We start from the raw sequence: 22,420 nt of genomic DNA on the forward strand, positions 1-22,420 counted from the left end.
AGGTGCGATATCAATTGCACGTTCAGTTACTCAGCAAATCCATAACGGAGATAATGTTTTTGGCGACGTCCACCATGCGCTGGCCACGATCCATCGCCATTTTGCGGATGGCGTGGTAAGCCTCTTCCTCCGACATGCCTTTTTGTTTCATCAGCAGCGATTTGGCTTCGTCTAGTAAACGACGGTCGGCCAGCTGGTTACGGGTTTTCTCCAGCTCCGAGCGTAATGCCTGGAATTCGCGGAAGCGGGCAACCGCAACGTCCATAATGGACTTCAGTCTGCCAGGGTTGAGGCCGTCTACCACATAGGCACTGACGCCGGCACGCATGGCCTTTTCAATGGTGCTGGTGTCGTCTTCATCGCTGAACATGATGACGGGTTTGGGGTTGTGCTGATTGAGCACACTCATGTGTTCGAGCATATCCCGGTCAGGGCTCTCGATGTCGATGATGATGACGTCGGGTTGATGTTCTTCGACTCGTTTCATCAGCCCCTGAGCGCTGCTGAGACGGGCGATGACGCTACAACCGGCATCCGTCAGAGCCTGCTCTAACAATGCCGCCCGGGCGGGTTGGTCATCTACCAGCATAATTCTGGCTGATTCACGCGGGCCAGATGGCTTGGTCATGTTTGTATTTCCACATTCGACGGCGATAACGCCTTGAAAAGTAAGGTCAAATCATCCTTGTTCGGGGCGAATGATGCAATCTCCGGTGTTCGGTCAAGTGTCATTGCTGACTTTGGCAACCGAACCTGGGTGGCCTGTTCCTATACTGAAACTATCCAATCAGGAGCCAGGTGATGAATACAACCAGCGGGTTACCGATTTGTGGCTATTGTTCCCCCGGCGGCTGGCACTGCGATCAGCCAGCCATGTATGGTCACTATTGTTTCTGGCACGACAAATCGCACAGCAAGGCTGGCATTGAGCTGAAACACACACTGGAACAATGGGCGCAGTCGGGAAGGCCGTTAGACGGGCTGCAGCTGGCAAGGACAGATTTACGCGGTGTTAATCTGGTGAATCGCGATCATAAAGACGGTTATTCCTGCCGGGATGCCGATTTTTATCGGGCTGATTTATCCGGCGCGCATTTATTTAAATTAAACGCCCGGGGCAGCTCATTTATGAAAGCCAATCTCGCGGGCGCTAATCTGCATTGCGCTGATTTTCGTGGTTGTAATCTGCTCGGAACCCGCCTGACCCATGCGCGGTTAGAAAATATTCAATGGGGAGATCATCTGCGCCAGGAATTACAGGCGCTTCGTTTGTCATCGCATCGTCAAACTAGCGAAGCGAACGATTTATGGCAGGAAGCGGAAGAGGTGTCACGTAATATCCGCAAGCAATGTGAGAAGCAGGGTATGTTTGAAAATGCCGGTTTTTTCTTCCAGAAAGAAATGGTGTGCCGACGTTATCAGATGCCGCTGCTCAGTGCGCGGCGCTTGATTTCAAAAGTGGTTGATCTGTTTTGTGGTTATGGCGAATCACCGCTGCGGGTCGTGTTGTTTTCATTGGCTATGATTGTTTGCTGCGCACTGATTTATTTTGTAATGGGCGTAACAACCGGTGCGGATATGTTGCACTACTCAATGGATGTCAGCGTTTCGGAAAACCTGTTGCGGTTTCTTAACTCGCTGTATTTCAGCATCGTTACGTTTACTACGTTAGGGTACGGCGATATTGCGCCGGTAGGCGTTGCACGATTTGTTGCCGCCATGGAAGCGTTTTTTGGCAGCTTTACCATGGCTTTGTTTGTTGTTGTCTTCGTGAAAAAAATGACACGTTAATGCCCACTTTTTATTGGTTATCAACCGCGCAGTCCTGATAGGGCAGTGAATCAATCCATTGGCGAATCAACTGGTTCGCCTCGTCATCGGCAAGGGTACGGCCAATGGGTGGCATACGGTCGGTCGCGCCGTTCAGCTGCATGCGCAGTGGCAGACTGGATAAATCGCTACGTCCTGGCCAGATATCGAAACCACCGCCACGCCAGCCATGGGCGGAATTACAAACGCCGTGGTTATAATCAATTTCCTGACGCCAGAACTCCAGCCGCAAGCCGGATAATGCTGCCGCTCCACGGTCGTTATGGCAGTGGGCGCAATTAATATCCAGATAGGCTTTTGCACGTTGTTTTAGTGCCTGGCTCGGATCACGCCAGTCGGGCGCAAACGGCATTTGTTGTGGTGATACATTCTCCGGCAAAGTGATCAACCCCAGGTTTTGCCAGTGTTGAATCTGATTAATAGCCTGGCCATTTACACTAATGGTTTGATTCAAATGGCGAATACTTGGGCCAATAGGTTGGAACTGCACTCCGCCGTCAGGCAGTGTTTGCTGGTGGCAGCTTTGGCACCGCAATAACGAGGGTACCTGATAGTCAAACGACAGGGACTTGCCGTTATGAACAAAGGCTACCGGCTGTTGCTCTCCGGCAATCGCCAGAATGCCATCCTGAGTGGCTTCGTCCCAACGATAGGGAATAAAAATCCAGCCATTTTCACGCAATACCATCAGCCGTACTTCGACGATTCTTTCCGCGCTTTCAGCCGTGTCTGACGTGGGAATGGTAAATACTTTGGCCAGCACAGTGCCGGTTGGAAAGCCGACAATGTCGCTGGCGTTGTATTGAATCTTTTTCCCTTGAGGTAAAAAGAAATAGCGGTATTTTCTGGCGTGATCGGTGAACAGCGTGCTGCCAAGTTCAAATGGCTGGCCGCGTTGCTGAAGTGCCGGCTGATTGGGCGCTGCAGTAAACAGTTTGTACTGCGACAGTCGCTGGCAACGTTGTGAGGCCAGTGCTGGCCAGTTAATTCCCGCAGTGTTGGTTACACAGATGTTGTTGGCTGCCGCCTGACTATCGGCTTGCTGATTGCCGGAATCCTTTCCGCCACAAGCCGTGATTGCCAGTAAGACAAGCAGCCACTGGGCGCAGATGCGCCCGCCGAAATTAACGTTTATTGGCACAGGTCTGGGTCCATACCGTCGATCCAGGCTTTGATCAGCGCGGTACCCTCCTGGTGAATAACTGCACGACCCAGCGGTGGCATGGTAACCCCGGCTTTGGTGGTGTTCAGACGGTTAAACAACAAGGATTCACCAGCGTTACCCGGTTCGATAATCCGTGCGGATCCTTCACTGGCACCTGAAACTGCGACAGCACAGGCGCCGTGATAACCTTCATTGCCTTGCCACGGAATATTGTAATCCGCGCGGAAAGCGGTGTTACTGGCCTGACCTTCGGTTCGGTGGCAATGACCACAGTTGATATCCAGCCAGGACTTGGCGGTTGCCGTCAGCAGTTCTTTGGAAGCGGTGTAATCCGATAGCGGTTTGTTGTTAGAGAACGTGGCGGCTTTCTGAATGCTGGATAATTCCTGCGGCAGACCCGACAACATATTTTCGGCAACCCATTTCTGCAACTGATTCTCTGGCCCCTGACCATAATCAAAATCAGAGTTCAGGAATCGTGCTTTTGGACCAATCGGGCTGAAGCGCACCGGCGTTGGGTCAACACCATTGACAGCGTCGTTATCACCGTTTGGATTAAACTGATGGCAGGTGGTACAGGCATTCTGATTGGGCACCTGGTAGGTGAACGACAGGTTGTCACTGCCATGTTTCAGGTTATTAATGGCAACCTGTTCTCCGGTGGTATCCCAGGTGGCTTCGGTTTGTTCTGCATTCCAGACGTAAGGGCGGGCAACCCAGCCGGCTTCTTTTTTAATTAATAAACGGGTTTCAATAAGGCGTTCATTTTTTACGCCACGCTGGCTGGTATCCGCCGGCATGGTGAATGTTTTTGCGATAATACTGCCAACCGGAAAATCAAATGATTCGGTTGCGGAATAACTGGCTGTTTTACCTTCCGGAATAAAAATAAAGCGATATTTACTGGCATAGTCGGTAAACAGTGGTGCTGATAAATCGTAAGCCAGTCCACGATTACTGGGATTTTGAGTCGGGTCGCAGGGATTTGCGAACAGTTGATATTGAGACAACTTTTCAGCGTCAGCGGTTAATGCCTGTTGCCAGTTCACGGTTTTATTCTGGCTTTGGCAAGACGCACTGGCGGAAGGTGTCGATGGTTTTGGCGAACTGTTGTCTGAGCTGCCACAGGCCAGTAGCGCCAGGCTGGTTGCCGGTACTAAAAGATATTTTATTGTTTTCATAAAGCGGGTCCGGTTCACGGCGGGGTGGAGGAGCCGAAGCTCCTCCGGGGTTTTTTATGGCTTAGCTTTACATCACAGTGCACAAGCAGCTTTGCTGCGGTCATCCGTTGTGCAGCCGAATGTTTTATCGTTAAACGTGACGGTTACCGGGCTGCCTTTAAAGGCATTTTCGCTGGCACAGTTCATCACGCCGTTAGGGTCACGCATAATTGCATTGGCGACTCCGGTCACACCGGCAGCCAGCATCTGTAATTTTTCGCGTGGTGCGCCAGTGGCGAAGGTGTCAGCCGTTGCACTGGTCTGATAGACAGAGGCGGCAAACAGTTTTGGGTCGTTTAGGGCGATATCAGACTGACACACACCGCTGTCTTCAGCATACGCAGCAAACGCAGCCATATTGATTGGTGTGTAATCTTTAGCGCCAGGAATATTGGCTTTAATACCTGCAGCGACCTGATTAATGCCACCGGCGATTGCGGCAATCATGGATTCACCCTGGCCACCAGGACGCGGGGTGTTGGCCAATAGTTCGGCAATGCCATCGTATAAAATATGTGGTGCTGTGGTTTTACCACTGGCGATGTCCGGATTACCCTGGTGGAACGCTTTTAACCCGGTAATCAGATCTTTGATTAAATCACCCTGAGGGTTATCAATGCCGTCGGCAACCGTGATGGTGTTGTCGTGAATATTCAGGTTACGTACAAATGGGCTCCAGCCATCCATAAATGCCGTCGCATACGGATGAATATCGCCGTAGTTTCGCACCTGGCCTTCACCTACACCGACGTTGGTTTTTGGCGGTTGTGCCACTTTGTCATCGGCGAGGATGTAGGAGGCAATCGCAATTGAGATGGTTTGGTGGTCGCGGATTTTGTTGTGATAAATTTCAACATCTGAAGTCGACAATACAATCACGCCAGTGCCCGGTGGAACAATATGAACACCACCGGCAAAGGTACCGGTTTTGGCAAAGTTCGGCGCATTGTTGGCGGTCACTTCATTATCGAAAACACGCACGCCCGAGCCGTATTTGCCGTTACCAATCGGCAGATCAAACACCAGGATGCCGCCGGTATTCCCGCGTGCGGTGTTGCCATAAACGTCGGCATTGGTGGAATTCTCAATCTCAATACCCGCTACGTTTTTCTCCGCAATGTTATTACGCACCACGATTTTGTCAGATTGACCAACGTAGATACCGGCATCCGCCGAGCCTTTTACGAAGCAGTCTTCGATTAAGACGTTGGTGGTCTCCACCGGATATAACCCGTATGCGCCATTGCTCGCCTGGTAATCCGTCTCCCAGACGGTTGCCATATTACGCATGATAACGCCGTTGGACTTGGTCACTTTTAATGCATTGTTATTGGATTCGTAAATGCCGAAGTCTTCGAAAGTCAGGTAATTGGTGTTGTTAATCAGGAAGCCGTCGGCAGCCGCGCCACTGGCATCAATAATGGTTTTGTCTTTACCGGCACCGCGGAATGTCAGGTTGGAAACCGCAACGTTGTCGACCAAGCCATTAAATTCAATGGTTGAGTTAAAGTTGTAGCGACCGCTTGGAAGAATAAAAGTATCGCCGGTTTTGGCCACGGCTAATGCCGCAATTAAATCGTCCTGAACTTTCTGATCACTCAGGTCGTCGGCGGAACCGATACAAATAACCCGGGCGCCTGCTGTGCTGCTTTCAGTGCAATCGAAGGCTTTGCCGGAGGCGGCTACCGGATTATTGTTGTTGGATTTTTTGTCATCGCTGCCACAACCACTGAGTGCCAGAGAGGCCATGGCCATTGCTGTGACCAGTGCCAGCGGTTTTATCCTGCTTGCTGTTTTTTTATTTATCATTATGAAGTCCCGAATGTTTGCTGAGTAGAACGCGATCCCTTGGCTTGATTATTGTTATTCCAACCTTCCGTGGTTGCCTGACTAGTAAAAGGCAGCGTTTGTTGACGGGTAAAAACAATTCGATAATTAACTTTTGATAATCGTTGTGCAAAAGCTGAAAAGGCCGATGTAGCAAGGGCTGGAGTGGTGTTTTACGGCCACGGTTTTTACTTTGTGCAAATCTGAAATGCAGAAATTACACAGAATAAATGCGCTTAAAATTCAAACTGGCTGAATTGGTCTGGAGCTTTCAGGAGGAGATTCAGCAACCGGTTATCCGGTTGCTGTAAAATAATCCGCAATGGCAGGTTGGCGACTACTGGTTGATCGTCACAGGGTTATTCAGGTTTTTATCGTCGGTGTCAGATTCAAGCGGTAAGCCATCTGAGTCGCGATACTGGGAAGGCGTCATATCGTGGATTTTACGGAATGCCCGGTTAAACGAACTCATGGTGCGATAGCCAACATCCAGAGCAATGTTCGTGACCGGTGTTTCTTTTTCAGTGACCAGACGATTGGCCGCTTCACCAATACGCAGCTGGTTGATGTACTCATTAAAGTTGTTGTAACCCAGCGACTTATTGATGGTGGCCCGCAACTTGTATTCCGGTATTTCCAATGCCTGCGCCAGTATCGCTAATGTCAGGTTCTCCTGACGATAAAAGCCCGATGCCATCAACCCATGCAGTTGTTCCAGATGAGGGTTCTGGCTGGCGAGTGGTGCGGTTTCCTCGGCCACAGGATGTTCTTCCGGTGAAGCATCAGCGTGATGTGTGATTTCCGGCGAGTGTTGCGCCAACGGGTTGTTATTGATGGAACGTAATTTCCACAATTCCGGGCGGCTCTGGAGCAGAAACCCGACCATGATGATCAGGCTGATATCGATGCCCAGATAACGCATGGCATCGCCACCAATACTGAAGCGGTAAGAGAATATCGACCAGCCGGTGGCAATTCCCATCGACAGCAATAAACCACCACGCAGACGGCGTCGTGCTTCGACCAGATCGTTGTTCCAGTTATTGACGATTTCGAAAATGCCGAGCATCACCACCAGATACTCCAGTTTTTGTGGCATATCGATTAATACGGTGCGCAACTCCTGCGGCTGGCCTGCCAGAAACCAGATAAAGGGTAAAAGAAAACTGGTCACCGCCAGCGTCCAGCTCAATGTGCGTGGTTCGTCCGGGTCAACAAAGGTGTAGCGGGTGGCAATCCAGAACATCGCCGGTGCCATGCTTTGCACATTCCACGATAAGACAAACCAGTTTTCTGGCATAAAGATGTGGTACATGTGCACGTTGGCGCACAGTAATAACATGATGAAGGCTTTGGCGGCCGGGGTATCCAGGTAGTCTCTGGCTATCAGCAGGGCTAATGACAAAGACAGTCCTGTGCCAAGGGCGGCCAGGAACAGCTCAGCTTGCTCTTGAATCATAAGGTATCAGGTTTCGTTGTTATTGTTATTCGAGGTCCGAATGCCTTTTTGATGGTCTGGCACCGGCCACAAAAACTCAAGTGAAATCTCTGGTACATACGTACACAAATATCAAGGAAAGACTTCGCAGTTATTAAAATTGCACAACGAAAGCGGTAATTCAGGCGTGTTAATTCAGCCACTAATCCTTAGAAAAAATATGGCTTAAAACCAGATTTTTCGGGACTTTCTGTGAATCTGCTTTTGTGTCGACGGGAATTTTGGGAGAATGCACAAACTTCCGATTAATTATTAGTTTTGTTCATGAATCAGCCTCAGAAACACCTGTTTTCTAATTATCCATACTGGGCCGAGTGCTTTGGTACTGCGCCGTTTTTACCTATGTCCCGACAGGAAATGGATGAACTGGGCTGGGACAGCTGTGATGTGATTCTGGTAACCGGCGATGCTTACGTCGATCACCCGAGTTTTGGTATGGCTGTTATGGGTCGTATGCTGGAATCTCAGGGCTTCCGTGTGGGCATTATCGCCCAGCCGGATTGGAACGACCCTGAAGCATTCACCCGCTTAGGTAAGCCAAACTTTTATTTTGGTGTCACTGCCGGAAACATGGACTCCTTGATTAATCGTTACACCGCTGATCTGAAAGTGCGCTCAGACGATGCCTATACCCCTCATGGTGAGCCCGGTAAGCGTCCCGATCGTGCGGTGATTGTGTATTCCCAGAAGTGCCGTGAAGCTTATAAAGATGTGCCAATTGTTGTTGGCGGCATCGAAGCCAGTTTGCGGCGTATTGCCCAATACGATTACTGGTCGGATCAGGTACGTCGTTCCGTATTGATTGATTCTGGAGCTGATATTCTGCTGTACGGCAATGCTGAACGGGCCATTGTTGACCTGACCCATCGTCTGGCGGCCGGTGAGCCGGTTGAGCAGATTGACGATTTACGCGGCACTACCATCGTACGTGATGCCACTCCGGCGGGCTGGACTGAAATTGATTCCAGCCGCATTGATTGGCCAGGGCACATTGACCAGTTGCCAAATCCGTACGACATGAAAGAAGCCAATACCGAAGGTTGCGCTTCTGATCAGAAAGATCAGCAAAATGCGGGCGAAGATGACGATGTGATGCCGGTGAAAATCATCCCGATGCCATTGCAGCGTAAGGTTGATCACGACGCCGATACCACCGCAATTCGTTTGCCATCGTTTGAAAAAGTTAAAAATGACAGTGCGTTATATGCTCATGCTTCCCGGGTATTGCACCAGGAATCGAACCCGTATAACGCCCGTCCATTAATTCAGAAGCACGGCAACAAAGAGATTTGGGTAAACCCACCGCCGATCCCGTTAGAAACCGACGAGATGGATTCGGTATTTGGTTTTCCTTATAAACGCGTACCGCATCCGAGTTATGGCGATGCCAGGATTCCGGCCTATGAGATGATTCGTTTCTCGGTCAACATCATGCGTGGCTGTTTTGGTGGTTGTACTTTCTGTTCGATTACGGAACATGAAGGGCGGATTATTCAGAGCCGCTCGCAGGAATCCATCATCAACGAAATCGAAGAAATCCGCGATAAAGTTCCTGGCTTTACCGGCACCATTTCGGACCTTGGTGGACCGACCGCAAACATGTATTTCCTGAAATGTAAGAGCCAGGAAATTCTGAAAAACTGTCGTCGTTTATCCTGCGTTTATCCGGGTATTTGTAAAAACCTGGAGACCAGCCATAAGCCGACGACTGAATTGTATCGCGCTGCGCGTGCGTTACCGGGGATCAAACGTATCGCAATTGCCTCCGGCCTGCGTTACGACCTGGCCGTAGAAGATCCGGAATATGTGCGTGAGCTTGTGACTCATCATGTTGGTGGTTATTTAAAAATTGCACCGGAGCACACCGAACAAAACGTGCTCACGAAAATGATGAAGCCGGGGATGGGCACTTACGATAACTTCAAGCGTATGTTTGATAAGTTCTCGAAAGAAGCGGGCAAAGAACAATATTTAATTCCTTATTTTATTGCCGCCCATCCGGGTACCGAAAATAAGGACATGATGAACCTGGCATTATGGCTGAAGCGCAATAAATTCCGGGTTGATCAGGTGCAGACTTTCTATCCTTCGCCGATGGCGCTGGCGACGGCCATGTATCACTCTGAGCGTAATCCGCTGAAACGCATGAGCTACAAACAGCAGAAGATGAATATTCCTCGTGATATTAATCAGCGTCGAATGCATAAAGCGTTTCTGCGTTATCACGATGCGAAAAACTGGCCGATGCTGCGCGAAGAATTAAAAGCGATGGGGCGCCAGGATCTGATTGGCTCAGGGCCAAATGCATTAATTCCGGCTGAAGATGATGTTGGTAATAAGCGCGTTCAGCGTCCTGGCTTTAAGAAATCCATCAGCAGTAAAAAGCCTGGCAATAAGTCTCCGGTTAAACCTCAGGGTAAACAGGCGGCAGGTGGGGCTAAAGCATCCAGCGGGAAAAAGGCCGCCAGTAAAAAGCCAGGTAAATTTGCCGCGCAAATTAAAGCCAGCGGCGCCAAAGGCAATGCAGGTTCTGGTGCAGGAAAAGCTAAGCGCGTGCGTAAACTGAAATAGCCAGCTGAGTCTGAAAAGGGGCCTGCCGCTGTGGCAGGCCCCTTAAGTTTTCAGTCGTTAGCGTTAATCCGACTTTTTCTCGCCCATTTTAGAAATCTCTTCCAGGCGTTTAATGATGTCGCCATTCACACTGCCTTCAGGGAAGTCGCCGTCAGCATCCGCCACACCTGCTTCACGATTGAGCAAAATTTCAATTGCCTGATCAACGTGGGAAACCGCGTAAACGCTGAACTCACCGGCTGCCGCCGCATCGAGCACTTCTTGTTTTAACAGCAGGTTATTGGCATTGGATGCCGGAATAATTACGCCTTGGTTACCGGTTAATCCGCGCGCTTTACACAGGCGGAAGAAACCTTCGATTTTTTCATTTACGCCGCCAATCGCCTGAACTTCCCCATACTGGTTAACCGAGCCTGTAATGGCGTAACTTTGATCGATCGGTGAGTGAATTAATGCTGAAATCAGACATACCAGCTCGCCCAGTGAGGCGCTGTCGCCGTCGATATAGCCATAGGACTGTTCCATCGCAATGTGTGCAGAAATAGCCAATGGGAATTTCTGTGCGTAGCGATTACCCAGGAAGCCGCTGAGAATCATAACGCCTTTTGAGTGGATGGCCTGGCCAAGAGAAACTTCACGTTCGATATCCACCACGCCTTTGGAGCCCGGATAAACTGTGGTCGTAATGCGTGCCGGTGAACCAAAGCTGGTATCGCCCAATGCCATCACGGTCAGGCCATTAATCTTGCCGATGGCCTCACTCTGGGTTTCCAGTAATACCGTGCCGTCCATCATTTGTTCGAACAATTTGTCGTATACCCGACCAGTGCGCTCCTGCTTAGCGGCAATGGCACGATCCAGATGCAAACGATCGATAACATCGTCCCCGGCCAGCTGACGTAAAAAATCGGCTTCGGCCAGCAGATCAAACTGTTCACCAATGCGGGCGCTGATCACGTCTTGTTGTTCTGCCAGGCGGGCGCTGAACTGAACCATACGCACCACGGCATCACGGCTCAGGTCGGCGTAACCTTGTTCATTGGTACGACTCTTTAACAGGCGGGCGTAGCCCAGCAGGTTGTCGTCGTTTAACGGCAGATCCGAGTCAAAATCGACAACCGCGCGGAACAGTCGCTTGAAGTCTTCATCGTATTCCTGCAACAGGTAATAAATCTGACGTGAACCAATTAACACCAGCTTCACATCAAGCGGAATGAGCTCTGGTAGCAAGCTGGTGGTGTTGATCAGGCCCATTTCCGAATAAGGCGAATCAAGCTTGAGCTGTTTGGATTGCAGTGAGCGTTTTAACGCATCCCAAACCCAGGGTTCGCTCAGCACTTTTTCAGCATCAAGAATTAAGTAACCTCCGTTGGCCTTGTGCAGAGCACCGGCACAAATTCTCTGGAAGTTGGTGACCAGTGCGCCCTGGTCGCTGGCATATTCAATGCGGCCAAATAAATTGCCGTAACTTGGGTGAGGTTCGTAGACCACCGGAGCGCCGCTGTCACTTTCGTGACGTGTAGCGAAATTCGGCATTAAGGACTCTTCCATGCTAGAGCGTTTTACGTACTCTTCGCGCAGTTCAAGCAGCTTTTCTTCAACCAATTCTTCTAACACCAGGCGCGGTAGGTGCTCTTCCATTTCATCGAGATAGGCAATCAGGGCGCTTTGCTCATGGAAATCATCACGAATCGGATTCAGCAAGGGAGCGATAGCATCTTTGATGGTAGTTTGATTCAGCTGGCGTAATGAGTCGCTGCTTTCCCGCTTCCATTGCGGCAGCTCGGCCAGCTGCTCGCTGAGCATTTGTTCCAGCTCACCGATGTCGTCATGAAAGGTCTCCCGTTCGTCCTCGCTCAGCTGAGCAAATTCGGTTTCATCCAGTGCTTTGCCATCACGCATGGGAGTAAAGCTGATGGTCGTCGCGTCGCGATACAGGGCAACACCACGTTTGTGGGCTTCCCGCTCGACGGTTTCAATCGCGCGATCGTACTTGCGGTTAAAAACATAATCGATGGCCGACTTCTTTTGCTGATAGGCCGGATGCTCCAGAGCGGCTGGGAAGGTGGCCAGCAGCTGATCAATTAACGTGGCAATACGTTCTTTGAATTGCGATGCCTGTTCTGGCATCAGCTCCAATGCTTTTGGTTCGCGGGGATTCTTGAAGTTGTTAACGTAACACCAGACGTTCGGGGTGTGCTGACGTTTGGCTTCACTTTTCAGATAGTCTTTGACGTAGGAAGAGCGACCGGTTCCGGTATCGCCCATCACAAAGATGTTATAGCCCGGGCGGTTCATGGCGACGCCAAACTGGATGGCGTTAACGGCGCGGTCCTGGCCGAGAACGCCCTGGAACTCATCCAGATCGGCGGTGGAGGTAAAGTTCAGCTGGCTTTCGCTGACGGAAAGGCACAGTTTTTCGGGCTGCAGTTGGGTGTCCTGACTCATGTAAAAATCACTTCGTCCTGTAAATCTCGTTCGATAACCCTATTGTGAACCCTTGGGTGGCGCAAGTGTATTGATTTTAAAAGGCTATTGAGCATAATTGCGCAGTTAATTGCCCGAGCCTGTTATGTCTGTACAACCCGAAGATCGCACGACCATTGATATGTTTACCCGCCGCGGGCCAGGAAGGCCGCGCAGCAACCCATATGATCGTGCGCTACAGTGTAAACATAACAAGCGCAGTCAGCGTCAGCGTGACAAGGCAGCGGGCATGCATCGCCTTGAAGTTAAGGTGGATGGTGATGTTGTTCGTCGCCTCGATGATGTCTGTGATGAGCTGAATCTCAGTCGTGCTGAAGTGATCGAGCTCGCTTTGAAGCAATGGCTGCATATCTGACCACAGGAAAATTTACGAATAGATCGGTCGGGTATTGATTGGGAAAGGGATGTTCACTAAAATAAGTTCCAGATAAAATTATCAGGAACGGAAGTCAAGGAAGGATAAATTCTTATGGATAAGATATTACTGCTGCCCGGCAGCTGGCTTTTGTTACTCACTCTAATGTTTGGCGGTTGCGCCAATCAGTCTCTTTCTGGTAACGCGGTTACCAACACTCCTCCTGCAATCGGTGAAATAGAACGCTATTTAGACTCGGTTCATCTGGTTCCTGTGCCACTTTATGGGTTGCCTGAACTGTCTCTTGGTGCGCGCTGGCAAGAAGGTAAGCCACTGCTTCTGGAGCTCTGTGATAGTCGCAATCGCAATCTGCAGCCACAGAAGCCGTTGGTGGTTTATCTTGATGGTGAGCTGGCTTATCTGAAGCCGGCTGGCAAAGGTGTCGGAGGTTGCAATGAGTTTGCTGTCACAGAAAATGAGTTGGCCAGCATCAGTTCCGGTAAACGGGTGATACTGCGCGTCTTTTTTGATGGCGAAGTGGTTGAGCAGCGAGTATCCGGTACGACATCTGATTACTTCTCGCGGCCAAAATTTTACGGCCCACAGTCGCGGATGAAACAATTTATTGAAGCGTTGCCAAAAAACTCAGCAGAAAATCAATTGGTTGGCGGATAACTGCTTGATTTTAAATTGAGTTTTGATAAAGTGCGCGCTCCTGAAGTTCTTCAGGACGTTATGGTGGCCTCTGTTGGTCCCCTCGCAACGATAGGCTGCGAACCCCGCCAGGCCCGGAAGGGAGCAACGGTAGTAGCTGACTCGTGTGCCGGGGTGTGGCTGGCGGAGGTCATCTCCAAATCTTCCCCCTGACTTTCCCTTTTCTTCACGGTATTATGCGCATCAATGTGCAACCTTCCAGATTGGAAAATTCATGAGTTATCAAGTACTTGCTCGAAAATGGCGGCCCCGTTTCTTTGATGAAATGGTCGGGCAGGAGCATGTGCTGCGTGCACTGATTAACGCGCTTAATGAAGAGCGTCTGCATCACGCTTATTTATTTACCGGTACACGGGGTGTTGGTAAAACCACCATTGCCCGGATTTTGGCGAAATGTCTCAACTGTGAGCAGGGCGTTAGTGCCCGTCCTTGTGGTACTTGTACGTCGTGTCAGGAAATTGCCGAAGGCCGCTTTGTTGATCTGATTGAGGTGGATGCGGCCTCGCGAACCAAAGTCGAAGATACCCGCGAATTACTCGATAACGTCCAGTACGCTCCAACGCGTGGTCGCTTTAAGGTCTACCTGATCGACGAAGTGCACATGCTGTCGACACACAGTTTTAATGCGCTGCTGAAAACTCTGGAAGAACCGCCTGCCCACGTAAAGTTTCTGCTGGCAACAACGGATCCACAAAAGCTGCCGGTAACGATTCTGTCGCGTTGTTTGCAATTCAGCCTGAAGAATATGACGCCGGAGAAAATTGTCAGTTATCTGGCTCAGGTGCTTGAGGCAGAAAAACTGCAGTTTGAAGAACCTGCGCTGTGGCAGCTTGGGCGTGCAGCGCAGGGCAGTATGCGTGATGCGCTATCTCTGACCGATCAGGCCATCGCATATGGCGAAGGCATGGTTGGTGAAAGCCAGGTTAATGCGATGCTGGGCACCATGGATCGTGGTCGCCTGTTTAAGTTGGCAGAGGTTATGGCCAAGGCCAATGCGGCTGATGTGTTAGCGGAAGTGGCTGCGATGGCAGAGCATGGCCCGGATTACGACGAGGTCTTGCAGGGTTTATTGCACATCTGGCACCGGGCGTCATTAGCTCAGGTGGTCCCAGATGCGATCGAAAACTCCCAGGGTGATCGGGAAGCCATTCTGCAATTGTCTATGAATATGCAGGCTGAAGATCTGCAGCTGTATTATCAGATTGCTTTATCTGGACGGGCTGATCTGAACCTGGCGCCGGATCCTCGCCAGGGCTTTGAAATGATTCTACTGCGTATGCTGGCGTTTCGTCCGGCTCCTCAGGCGCCGGTCGATCTGGATCTGAACTCTGCTTTACAGGCAGCGCCTCCGATTGAACACAGTCCTGCTGTTGCAGTCAGTGAAGCCCCGGCAGAAGACGAAAAAAAAAAGTCACTGAGCCATAGCGACGAAGAGTCTGTGGCGCCGACAGATACTGCTGACGCTGCCGTTGAAAGTCCGGTTGTTTCTCAGTCGGATATAGGAAGTAGTAGTGTTGCTTCCGATGAATCGGCGAATCATCAGAATGTCGCCATTGAGGCAGTGTCTGCTGAGCCGGAAATGCCGGTTGCTGAAGTCGTGCATGATGTTGCTGACAAAGGCCCGGATGTTTTAGCAGGCCCTGATGTTATTGATGCTGATGAAGTTGACGATGTTTCTCCGGCGACACCTGTTTTCTCTATCGAAGAGCGCCTGAAGCAGGCGGAACAAGCACCGGTAGAAATCGAAACGCCGGTTGCAGCTAAGCCCGTAGTAGCAAGCAAAGACGAAGCGCAAGATCAGGGGCCGTTGGATCCGCTTCAGCCACATAACTGGTGGCAGTGGGTGCAACGCCTGCCACTGGCGGGTTTGCCACAGGCCATTGCGCGTAATAGTGCACTGATTCAGGTGAATGGTGACGCATTGGTTTTTGATGTCGATCCGGCACAGGGTGCATTGTTTAATGCCAGTCAGGTCGGCCGAATCCAGGATGCGTTGCAACAGCTGTTGCCTGGCGTGAGAATTGAAATGACATTGCAGCCGCCTCGCGGTGAAACGCCGGATCAGCGGCGTCAGCGCGAGCAGGCGGAAGCATTTTATGCAGCTAAACAATCCATTGAATCTGATCCGGTTGTGAATCAGATTCTGACCGAGATGGGTGGCTTCGTGATCGAAGACAGCATCCGTCCGGCGAATTAAAGAATAACCCCTTAGAGTTTGAAGAGGTCGAATTATGATTAAAGGTGGTATGGGCAATCTGATGAAGCAGGCCCAGAAAATGCAAGAGCAAATGCAGGAAGCTCAGGCGAAACTGGCAGAAGCCGAAGTAACCGGTGAGTCCGGTGCGGGCCTGGTGAAAGTGACCATGAATGGTCGTCACGATGTAAAGCGTGTTGAGCTGGACGACTCCGTGATGGAAGAAGATAAAGAAATGCTGGAAGACCTGCTGGCTGCCGCTGTGAATGATGCTGTGCGTAAAATTGAAGCCAATAGTCAGGAGCAGATGTCGAAAATGACAGCGGGCATGGGCTTACCTCCAGGTATGAAGCTGCCATTCTGATCGTTTGAATGAAAAGTAGCGGCAGACATTGAAGAAAAACGAATTTGCTGAATTGTTTCAGCGGCTGGAGCAGGGCTTCGACGCATTGCCAGGTATCGGGCCGCAGGCTGCCAGGCGACTGGCGAGGCACGTTTTTAAGCCGGCAGGTGCCGCTGAGCTGGCTGAATGCATTCAATCGGCGCAGCAGTTTACCCGCTGTGAACAGTGTCGTATGCCAATCACGACCGAGTGTGACGGCTGCGGCAATGCCTCCTCTGGAGAGTTGCTGATCGTTGAGCAAGCGGATCAGGCGTTAACCTGGCGAGAGTTCGGATTTTCCGGGCGCGTCTTTGTATTGCATGGCTTGTTATCGCCTGCCGCTGGTTGTGGGCCAACTGAATTGGGGTTGGCGCAATTAAAGCGAGTGGTCGCAGAGTTACAGCCATTCGCTATTTGGTTGCAGTTTAACGGCGGCGTTGAGGCTCAGGTAACTGAGCAATTTATTCGCAATTTATTGCCAGAAATGTCGCTACGCAGCTGGTCTGCAGATGACCTTCAGCAACATCTACATATTAACGGGGCAAAAAGCAGTGACTGAGTTGTTTCAGCCAAACTGGATTGCAGATAATCAGACTTTAACAGAGGTCTGCAGTCTCTGGCAGGGAGAGGCTTATCTCGCTGTGGATACCGAGTTCGTCCGAACAACGACCTTTTACCCAAAAGCGGGTTTGATTCAGATTACCTCGAGTCATGGCGACTACCTGATTGATCCGCTGGCCATCGACGATTGGCAGCCGTTGCGCGAGATATTTGAGCATCCTTTGATTGTGAAGGTCTTTCATGCCTGCGCCGAGGATCTGGAAGTTTGCCGACAATTAGTGGGTTGTGTGCCATCGCCACTGGCAGATAGCCAACATGCTGCAGCGTTAGCAGGGTTGGGTGGATCAATGGGATTCCAGCGTCTTGTATCGGCGGTATTGGGAATTGATTTACCGAAAGGTGAAACCCGCTCAAATTGGCTGGAGCGTCCGTTGCGTGAAGAGCAGGTGCAATATGCAGTTGCTGATGTGCATTATTTATATCGCCTGTATCCGAAGTTAATTGCTCAGTTAAAGAAGATGGAGCGGGAATCCTGGCTGGCGGAAGATTGTCAGCGCCTTGTGGATCAGGCGAAGGCCCCGGAGGTATTAGCGGATTATTACCGCCGGGTGAAGCTGGCCTGGAAATTACGTGCTCAGGAACAATTTGTATTGCAGCAACTTGTGGTGTGGCGTGAGCAGCAAGCGCGTGAGCGTGATGTACCCCGGAACAAAGTGGTTGATGACAATACGCTGTGGAATCTTGCGCGTTATAAGGCAAAGAACCACGATCAGTTGATCCGTTCGGGAATGAAACCGCCCGCTGCGCGACAGGATGGCAAGTCTTTGCTGAAAATCATTGAGCAAGCGCTGGCGATGGAAAATCGCTACTGGCCAAAGCAGCTGGATAAACCATTGTCACCGCAAGCTGGCCAAACGCTGAAAGACCTGAAAAAAGTAATCGCGGCCAAAGCCGAGCAGTTGAATATCCCGACCGATATCCTGGTGAAGAAAAAAGCGCTTGAGGCTTTGCTGCGTTCGGGGATGGCATCGGGCAAATACAGCTTGCCTGAAAGCCTGGCTGGTTGGCGTAAGGCAGAAATTGCAGATGAATTAGTTCTGGCGTTAACCGAAGTGCCAACAACCTGAATACCAGAAGCCTAAGTGACACAAACTAGGTAACAACAGCCTAGGTAACGACAAGCGAAGAATAACGCCTGTTTGAAAGATGTGAGTTGAGAGAGTTCATGACTAAGATTTTATGTGACGTTTATAAGTCATTGAAAAAAGATGAAGCTTATTTGTACGTCGAGCAAAAAAAGGGTTTGAAAGAATTGCCGGACGAATTACTCGAAGTGTTCGGCCCGGCGGAGAAAACGCTGACAATTATTCTTACCGAAGACAAGAAGCTGGCGCGAGCGGAAGCGGCCAAAGTTATGTCAGAGATTGAAGACAAAGGTTATTACCTTCAGATGCCTCCGCCGAAAGAAACCTATATGTTGGATCTGTTCTGTAAAAAGGACAAAAGCGACCATGAGTGCTGAGCCGTTCTGGCGCACTAAAACACTGGCGCAAATGAACCGCCCGGAGTGGGAGTCGTTATGTGACGGTTGTGCGCTCTGCTGTTTGCATAAGCTTGAAGATGAAGATACGGGCGAAGTTTATTATACCGACGTTCATTGTCGTTATATGGATACCAAAAATTGTCAGTGTACTGTCTATCAGGAGCGCAATAAAAAAGTGCCAACCTGCGTTTGGCTGACTCCTGAGCAGGCGGAAAGCTTCTTCTGGTTGCCTGAAACCTGTGCGTATCGTGTGTTGCAGGAAGGCAAGGATTTACCCGAGTGGCATCCCTTAATTACAGGGGATCCGGAATCCGTTCACCGGGCCGGGATTTCAATTAAAAACAAAGGCATTGCCGACGATCAGATTGCCGAAGAGTATTGGCAGGATCGGATTATCTGGAAAGCATAAAGCGGAATTGTTAATGGAAGGTATCTCAGAGTTTATTGTTTTTTGGCTGCTGTATTTTGTGTTTGCTACATTGGCATTCTGGTGTTGGCGCAGATTGTTTTTCTGGATGGACGCTGGCGGAGAGGCTCGCCGTTTTTGTTATATGGCGGGCGCTGTTTTACTTTACACTCCGGCACCAATTGAAGCTGGGTCGCAATACTTCGCGCCAGCGTTTGTTGTCTTTCCCTTCACCTTATTAACCTCGTCGATGGCGCAGGCTATGTACGCTGCAAACTGGTTGCTTTCTGGTCTGGCTGCTGGTGCTTTGTTGTTGGCTATCTCTCAACTTGTACGTCGTTTTACCTCTGATGAAACAAAAGCGGCCAACTAATGGCCGTTTTATTTGTTTAAATTCTGATCTGCCTGATCCTTGCCTCTGATCGCTTAACCAGCGATCAATTAATTTTTTTATTACTTTTCTGGCTAACACCGGATTCTTTGCTAGTTTTAATGCAAGGAACGTTCTGATTTCGTCGATTCTGGCGAAAGTGCGGAATGAAAAAGTAACTTGGGGGTTCTTCCATCAACGGAATAACAGGACTTAGAGGTTGAGTCTCTGAACGAGATAATTCCTCTGATGGATGAGGTTAGAGATTATGGCAAATCATATTTTTATTCTGGCAACAGTAATGTTGCTGGCCGGTATTTTTGGCGGTCTGGTGAATTATTACCTGTATGGTGAAAAAGACCCGGATGCGGCAAGTCTGCCACGTTTTCTGGTTGTTGGTGTAGGTGCTTCGTTTCTGGTGCCGGTAATCCTTGATATGGTCAATAGCGAACTGGTGCTGGAAAGCCAGGGTGATCCGTCACGTTTGTTGATCTTTACGGGTTTCTGTCTGATTTCCGCTCTGTTAAGCCGCTTCTTTATCGATAATTTATCCGACCGGATTCTTAACGAAGCTCAGGTTGCTAAATCCCGTTCTGAAGAAGTGCAACAAAATCTGCGTACCATTCAGAATGAACTGCTGCCATTAATCGACACAGAAACTGAACAGGACATGGCTAATGCTGATCCTCAGGTTGTCGAAATGAATGATGAGCTGGATGTGACCTCTGCTCAGGTATTAAAAATTCTGTCCAGTGGTCGTTTTATCTTCCGTTCTCTGGCTGGCGTATGTCGTGAGGCTAACGAAGAAGAGTCAACCATTCTTAAAACACTGCACGTGTTAACCACGCGTAGTCTGGCTGGCAAAGTGAGCGGTAAAAACGGTGTTCGCTGGCATATCACTGAAAAAGGCCGACGTGTTCTAGAAACCAGTCTGTAATTTTTTAACCCCCGGAGCACTTATGGTTGAGCGTCGCTGGCTGTCGGGGGTGATGTTTTTATCACTCCTGCTGTTTTCCTTCCCTGTTATATTTTCTGTTCAGCATACTTATGCTGAAGATACTCCGGCAAAAGCCTCTGATGTACGAATTGTCATCGATATTTCCGGCAGTATGAAACAAACCGATCCTAATAATCTGCGTACACCGGCACTGAATCTACTGGTTGAGCTACTGCCTGACGGCGCCCAGAGTGGTGTCTGGACATTTGGGCGTTACGTCAACATGTTGGTACCCTTGGGCAGTGTTGACCAGGCATGGCGGGAAAAGGCCAAACTCAGTGCTGGGCAGATTAATTCAGTTGGTCTGCAAACCAATCTGGTTGATGCCTTAGATAAAGCCTTCTGGAAAATGTCTGCGGACTCCGGTTTTGATCACAGCGTGATTCTTCTTACGGACGGCAAAATTGATATGGTCGCTCCCGGGCAGGGTGCTGATATCAACGTCAGTGAAAAAGCGCGGTTGCTTAATCAGGTATTGCCTAAATACATAGAGGCTGGTGCCCGGATTCACACATTAGCGTTATCGGGGGCAGCTGATAATGCAACATTACAACAGATCTCTCTCGAGACCGGCGGACTGTATCTACAGGCTGAAAATGCTGATCAGCTATTAAAAGCGTTTCTGAAAGCGTTCGATCGTGCTGTTCCGGTCGAGCAGGTGCCGATGACGAATAATCAGTTCGAAATAGATGCCAGTGTTGAAGAATTCACGGCATTGGTATTTCGTGCTGGTGGGGCGCGTGAAACCACTCTTGTAGCGCCCGATGGTGCTGTGATTTCAGAGGATAATAGTCGTAAAAATGAAGATATCCGCTGGCATCGGGATATCAATTTCGATCTGATTACTGTTAAGAACCCTCAGACCGGTAATTGGGCCGCAGATGCTGATATCGATCCTGACAATCGCGTCCAGATCCTGACTGACCTTAAATTGCAGGTCGATGGCTTGCCGAGCAGTATCTTTGCCGGCTATCCGGTTAACCTCGAGATGGCGCTGACAGAAAAAGATCAGGTACTGAATGAAAAAGCCATTCTGGAGTTAACGGACTTTACATTAAAAGTGACGGCGCCGGATGGCAGAACCGGAAGTAAGTTGTTATCTGATCCGGAAGCTTTGCCAGAAGACGGCGTATTTCGTGAATCCCTGACACGGTTATCTCAGCAAGGGGAATATCAGATCGAAATCACCGCCACTGGCCGCACTTTTCAGCGTCGTCAGCTATTGACCGCAACGCTAATGGAGCCTTTGGCGGTTAGTGTTGAGCCGGATTATGCTGAGCAGGTATTGAATATTTTTGTTACTCCTCAGGTTGATAATGTTGATACCGGTCTTTCCAGAGTGATTGCGCGGGTTACAAGTCCCGATGGCAGTTCCGTTATTCATTCGATGACATTTGATCCGCAAAATAATTTCTGGCATTTGCCATTGTCTGCTGACAAGGGGCTAGGGGACTATGAGGCGCTGCTCAACATTCGCGGCGTCACATCAAATGGCAGTACTTTTAAGAGCAAGCCTGAAAGTATTAAAGCAACTTTCCCGCTGATTGAAGACAGAGGCGATTCGCAGTCTGATGGGGCGGCAGCTGAAACGGATGTTGCCATGATAGGTGGGCCTGAAAAAGTCGCGGTAGAGAAGGCAGATATGGATGTTCCGCCAGCTCAGCCAGAAGTGCAGCAAACAGAGCCACCTGCAGAAGCAATGCAGCCTGAAAGTAAGCCTGAGCCTGAAGAGCAGCCTGAACCCGAAGGACAGCATGAGCCGGAGCCTGTGGCAGAAGAAAAGCCTCCGGTGGAAGAAAAACCAGAAATCCAGCCGGATCTGGCGAAGAAATTCGAGCAGCAGATGAACGACGAGCCGCAGGTAGATCCTGAAGAAGAGGTTGAAGACGGTGTGTCCTGGTGGATATATCTGATTCTGGCCTTGGGCAATCTGGCAGTATTTGGTGGGGCAGCGTTTTGGTGGTTTAAGAAGCGTAAGCCGATCATGGCGCCAGCTGATCCGGGCGCGGCTCCTAAGCCGGGCGACAGTGGATTGCCTCCTGATCTTGAAGCGGAATTTGATGAAGCTGACCTGGATGGTGACTTTGACTCCTTCGACGATGATGGCGAAGAGGAGATTGCTGCTGGTGGTGCGCCAGGCGCAGCACTTGGTCCGGGCGCAGACGATGGTCTTGGTTTGGATGACGATTTCTCCATCGATCCTGAAGAGGTTGATGCCAGTGATGGCGGAGACGATGATTGGGGAGAATTTGATGCCCCGGATGACGACAAAAAAGAATAAAGACTGACATAAAATGGAC

Annotated in this window: 19 protein-coding genes and 1 other RNA gene; 14 read left to right on the forward strand and 6 right to left on the reverse strand. The window is 50.1% G+C overall.

Features of this window, described 5'->3' with window-relative positions:
- Window positions 1-22: 22 nt before the first annotated feature.
- Window positions 23-628 (reverse strand): ANTAR domain-containing response regulator, encoded by a 606-nt coding sequence (locus ACOQOZ_RS02045; RefSeq protein ID WP_068656634.1) that lies wholly within the window; start codon window positions 626-628, stop codon window positions 23-25.
- A 173-nt stretch (window positions 629-801) separates the two neighbouring features.
- On the opposite strand from ACOQOZ_RS02045, the gene ACOQOZ_RS02050 reads away from it, so the two are divergent.
- Window positions 802-1,791: an ion channel gene (locus ACOQOZ_RS02050; protein WP_420590623.1), complete on the forward strand. Its 990-nt coding sequence runs from the start codon at window positions 802-804 to the stop codon at window positions 1,789-1,791.
- Between the two features lie 10 nt (window positions 1,792-1,801).
- Here the strand turns inward: ACOQOZ_RS02050 and ACOQOZ_RS02055 are convergent, their stop codons facing one another.
- The 4 genes from ACOQOZ_RS02055 to ACOQOZ_RS02070 all read right to left on the reverse strand — a co-directional run bounded on the left by ACOQOZ_RS02055 (window position 1,802) and on the right by ACOQOZ_RS02070 (window position 7,501).
- Window positions 1,802-2,971: a hypothetical protein gene (locus ACOQOZ_RS02055; protein ID WP_420590624.1), complete on the reverse strand. Its 1,170-nt coding sequence runs from the start codon at window positions 2,969-2,971 to the stop codon at window positions 1,802-1,804.
- A complete protein-coding gene (locus tag ACOQOZ_RS02060) occupies window positions 2,962-4,176 on the reverse strand; it encodes an SO2930 family diheme c-type cytochrome (protein WP_420590625.1) in 1,215 nt (404 codons plus the stop codon). Before ACOQOZ_RS02060 ends, ACOQOZ_RS02055 begins: the two co-directional genes overlap by 10 nt.
- A gap of 72 nt (window positions 4,177-4,248) precedes the next feature.
- Window positions 4,249-6,024 carry a parallel beta-helix domain-containing protein gene (locus ACOQOZ_RS02065; protein WP_420590626.1) on the reverse strand — a complete coding sequence of 592 codons (1,776 nt, stop codon included), beginning with the start codon at window positions 6,022-6,024 and terminating at the stop codon, window positions 4,249-4,251.
- A gap of 355 nt (window positions 6,025-6,379) precedes the next feature.
- Window positions 6,380-7,501, reverse strand: coding sequence for a helix-turn-helix domain-containing protein (locus tag ACOQOZ_RS02070; protein WP_420590627.1), 1,122 nt, complete (start codon window positions 7,499-7,501; stop codon window positions 6,380-6,382).
- Between the two features lie 303 nt (window positions 7,502-7,804).
- Here ACOQOZ_RS02070 and ACOQOZ_RS02075 point away from each other — a divergent pair, with 303 nt between their 5' ends.
- On the forward strand, window positions 7,805-10,111 hold the full coding sequence (locus ACOQOZ_RS02075; RefSeq protein WP_420590628.1) for a YgiQ family radical SAM protein: 2,307 nt from the start codon (window positions 7,805-7,807) through the stop codon (window positions 10,109-10,111).
- Between the two features lie 63 nt (window positions 10,112-10,174).
- Here ACOQOZ_RS02075 and ACOQOZ_RS02080 read toward each other — a convergent pair whose 3' ends face one another.
- The gene (locus ACOQOZ_RS02080; RefSeq protein ID WP_420590629.1) at window positions 10,175-12,559 is read right to left on the reverse strand and encodes a Lon protease family protein; all 2,385 of its coding nucleotides are present in this window, start codon (window positions 12,557-12,559) and stop codon (window positions 10,175-10,177) included.
- A 124-nt stretch (window positions 12,560-12,683) separates the two neighbouring features.
- Here ACOQOZ_RS02080 and ybfE point away from each other — a divergent pair, with 124 nt between their 5' ends.
- The 12 genes from ybfE (at window position 12,684) to ACOQOZ_RS02140 (ending at window position 22,401) form a co-directional block, all read left to right on the forward strand.
- On the forward strand, window positions 12,684-12,953 hold the full coding sequence (ybfE, locus tag ACOQOZ_RS02085; protein ID WP_420590630.1) for a LexA regulated protein: 270 nt from the start codon (window positions 12,684-12,686) through the stop codon (window positions 12,951-12,953).
- 114 nt (window positions 12,954-13,067) lie between these two features.
- The gene (locus tag ACOQOZ_RS02090; protein ID WP_420590631.1) at window positions 13,068-13,628 is read left to right on the forward strand and encodes a hypothetical protein; all 561 of its coding nucleotides are present in this window, start codon (window positions 13,068-13,070) and stop codon (window positions 13,626-13,628) included.
- Window positions 13,629-13,699: 71 nt separating this feature from the next.
- Window positions 13,700-13,796: signal recognition particle sRNA small type (gene ffs / locus ACOQOZ_RS02095), an RNA gene on the forward strand.
- An 85-nt stretch (window positions 13,797-13,881) separates the two neighbouring features.
- A complete protein-coding gene (gene dnaX / locus ACOQOZ_RS02100) occupies window positions 13,882-15,864 on the forward strand; it encodes a DNA polymerase III subunit gamma/tau (protein WP_420590632.1) in 1,983 nt (660 codons plus the stop codon).
- Window positions 15,865-15,898: 34 nt separating this feature from the next.
- Window positions 15,899-16,225 (forward strand): YbaB/EbfC family nucleoid-associated protein, encoded by a 327-nt coding sequence (locus tag ACOQOZ_RS02105; protein ID WP_420590633.1) that lies wholly within the window; start codon window positions 15,899-15,901, stop codon window positions 16,223-16,225.
- Between the two features lie 28 nt (window positions 16,226-16,253).
- On the forward strand, window positions 16,254-16,802 hold the full coding sequence (locus tag ACOQOZ_RS02110) for a hypothetical protein (RefSeq protein ID WP_420590634.1): 549 nt from the start codon (window positions 16,254-16,256) through the stop codon (window positions 16,800-16,802).
- Complete coding sequence (gene rnd / locus ACOQOZ_RS02115; RefSeq protein ID WP_420590635.1) at window positions 16,795-17,931, forward strand: ribonuclease D; 1,137 nt, start codon at window positions 16,795-16,797, stop codon at window positions 17,929-17,931. Before ACOQOZ_RS02110 ends, rnd begins: the two co-directional genes overlap by 8 nt.
- A gap of 98 nt (window positions 17,932-18,029) precedes the next feature.
- Window positions 18,030-18,326 (forward strand): YcgL domain-containing protein, encoded by a 297-nt coding sequence (locus ACOQOZ_RS02120; protein WP_420590636.1) that lies wholly within the window; start codon window positions 18,030-18,032, stop codon window positions 18,324-18,326.
- Window positions 18,316-18,756, forward strand: coding sequence for a YcgN family cysteine cluster protein (locus tag ACOQOZ_RS02125; RefSeq protein ID WP_420590637.1), 441 nt, complete (start codon window positions 18,316-18,318; stop codon window positions 18,754-18,756). The genes ACOQOZ_RS02120 and ACOQOZ_RS02125 overlap by 11 nt, the downstream gene beginning before the upstream one ends.
- 13 nt (window positions 18,757-18,769) lie before the next feature.
- The gene (locus tag ACOQOZ_RS02130) at window positions 18,770-19,126 is read left to right on the forward strand and encodes a hypothetical protein (RefSeq protein ID WP_420590638.1); all 357 of its coding nucleotides are present in this window, start codon (window positions 18,770-18,772) and stop codon (window positions 19,124-19,126) included.
- 265 nt (window positions 19,127-19,391) lie between these two features.
- On the forward strand, window positions 19,392-20,060 hold the full coding sequence (locus ACOQOZ_RS02135) for a YEATS-associated helix-containing protein (protein ID WP_420590639.1): 669 nt from the start codon (window positions 19,392-19,394) through the stop codon (window positions 20,058-20,060).
- 22 nt (window positions 20,061-20,082) lie between these two features.
- The gene (locus ACOQOZ_RS02140; protein ID WP_420590640.1) at window positions 20,083-22,401 is read left to right on the forward strand and encodes a VWA domain-containing protein; all 2,319 of its coding nucleotides are present in this window, start codon (window positions 20,083-20,085) and stop codon (window positions 22,399-22,401) included.
- Window positions 22,402-22,420: the final 19 nt, after the last annotated feature.

The sequence above is a fragment of the Bacterioplanoides sp. genome, from assembly GCF_965219715.1.
GTDB lineage: Bacteria > Pseudomonadota > Gammaproteobacteria > Pseudomonadales > Oceanobacteraceae > Bacterioplanoides.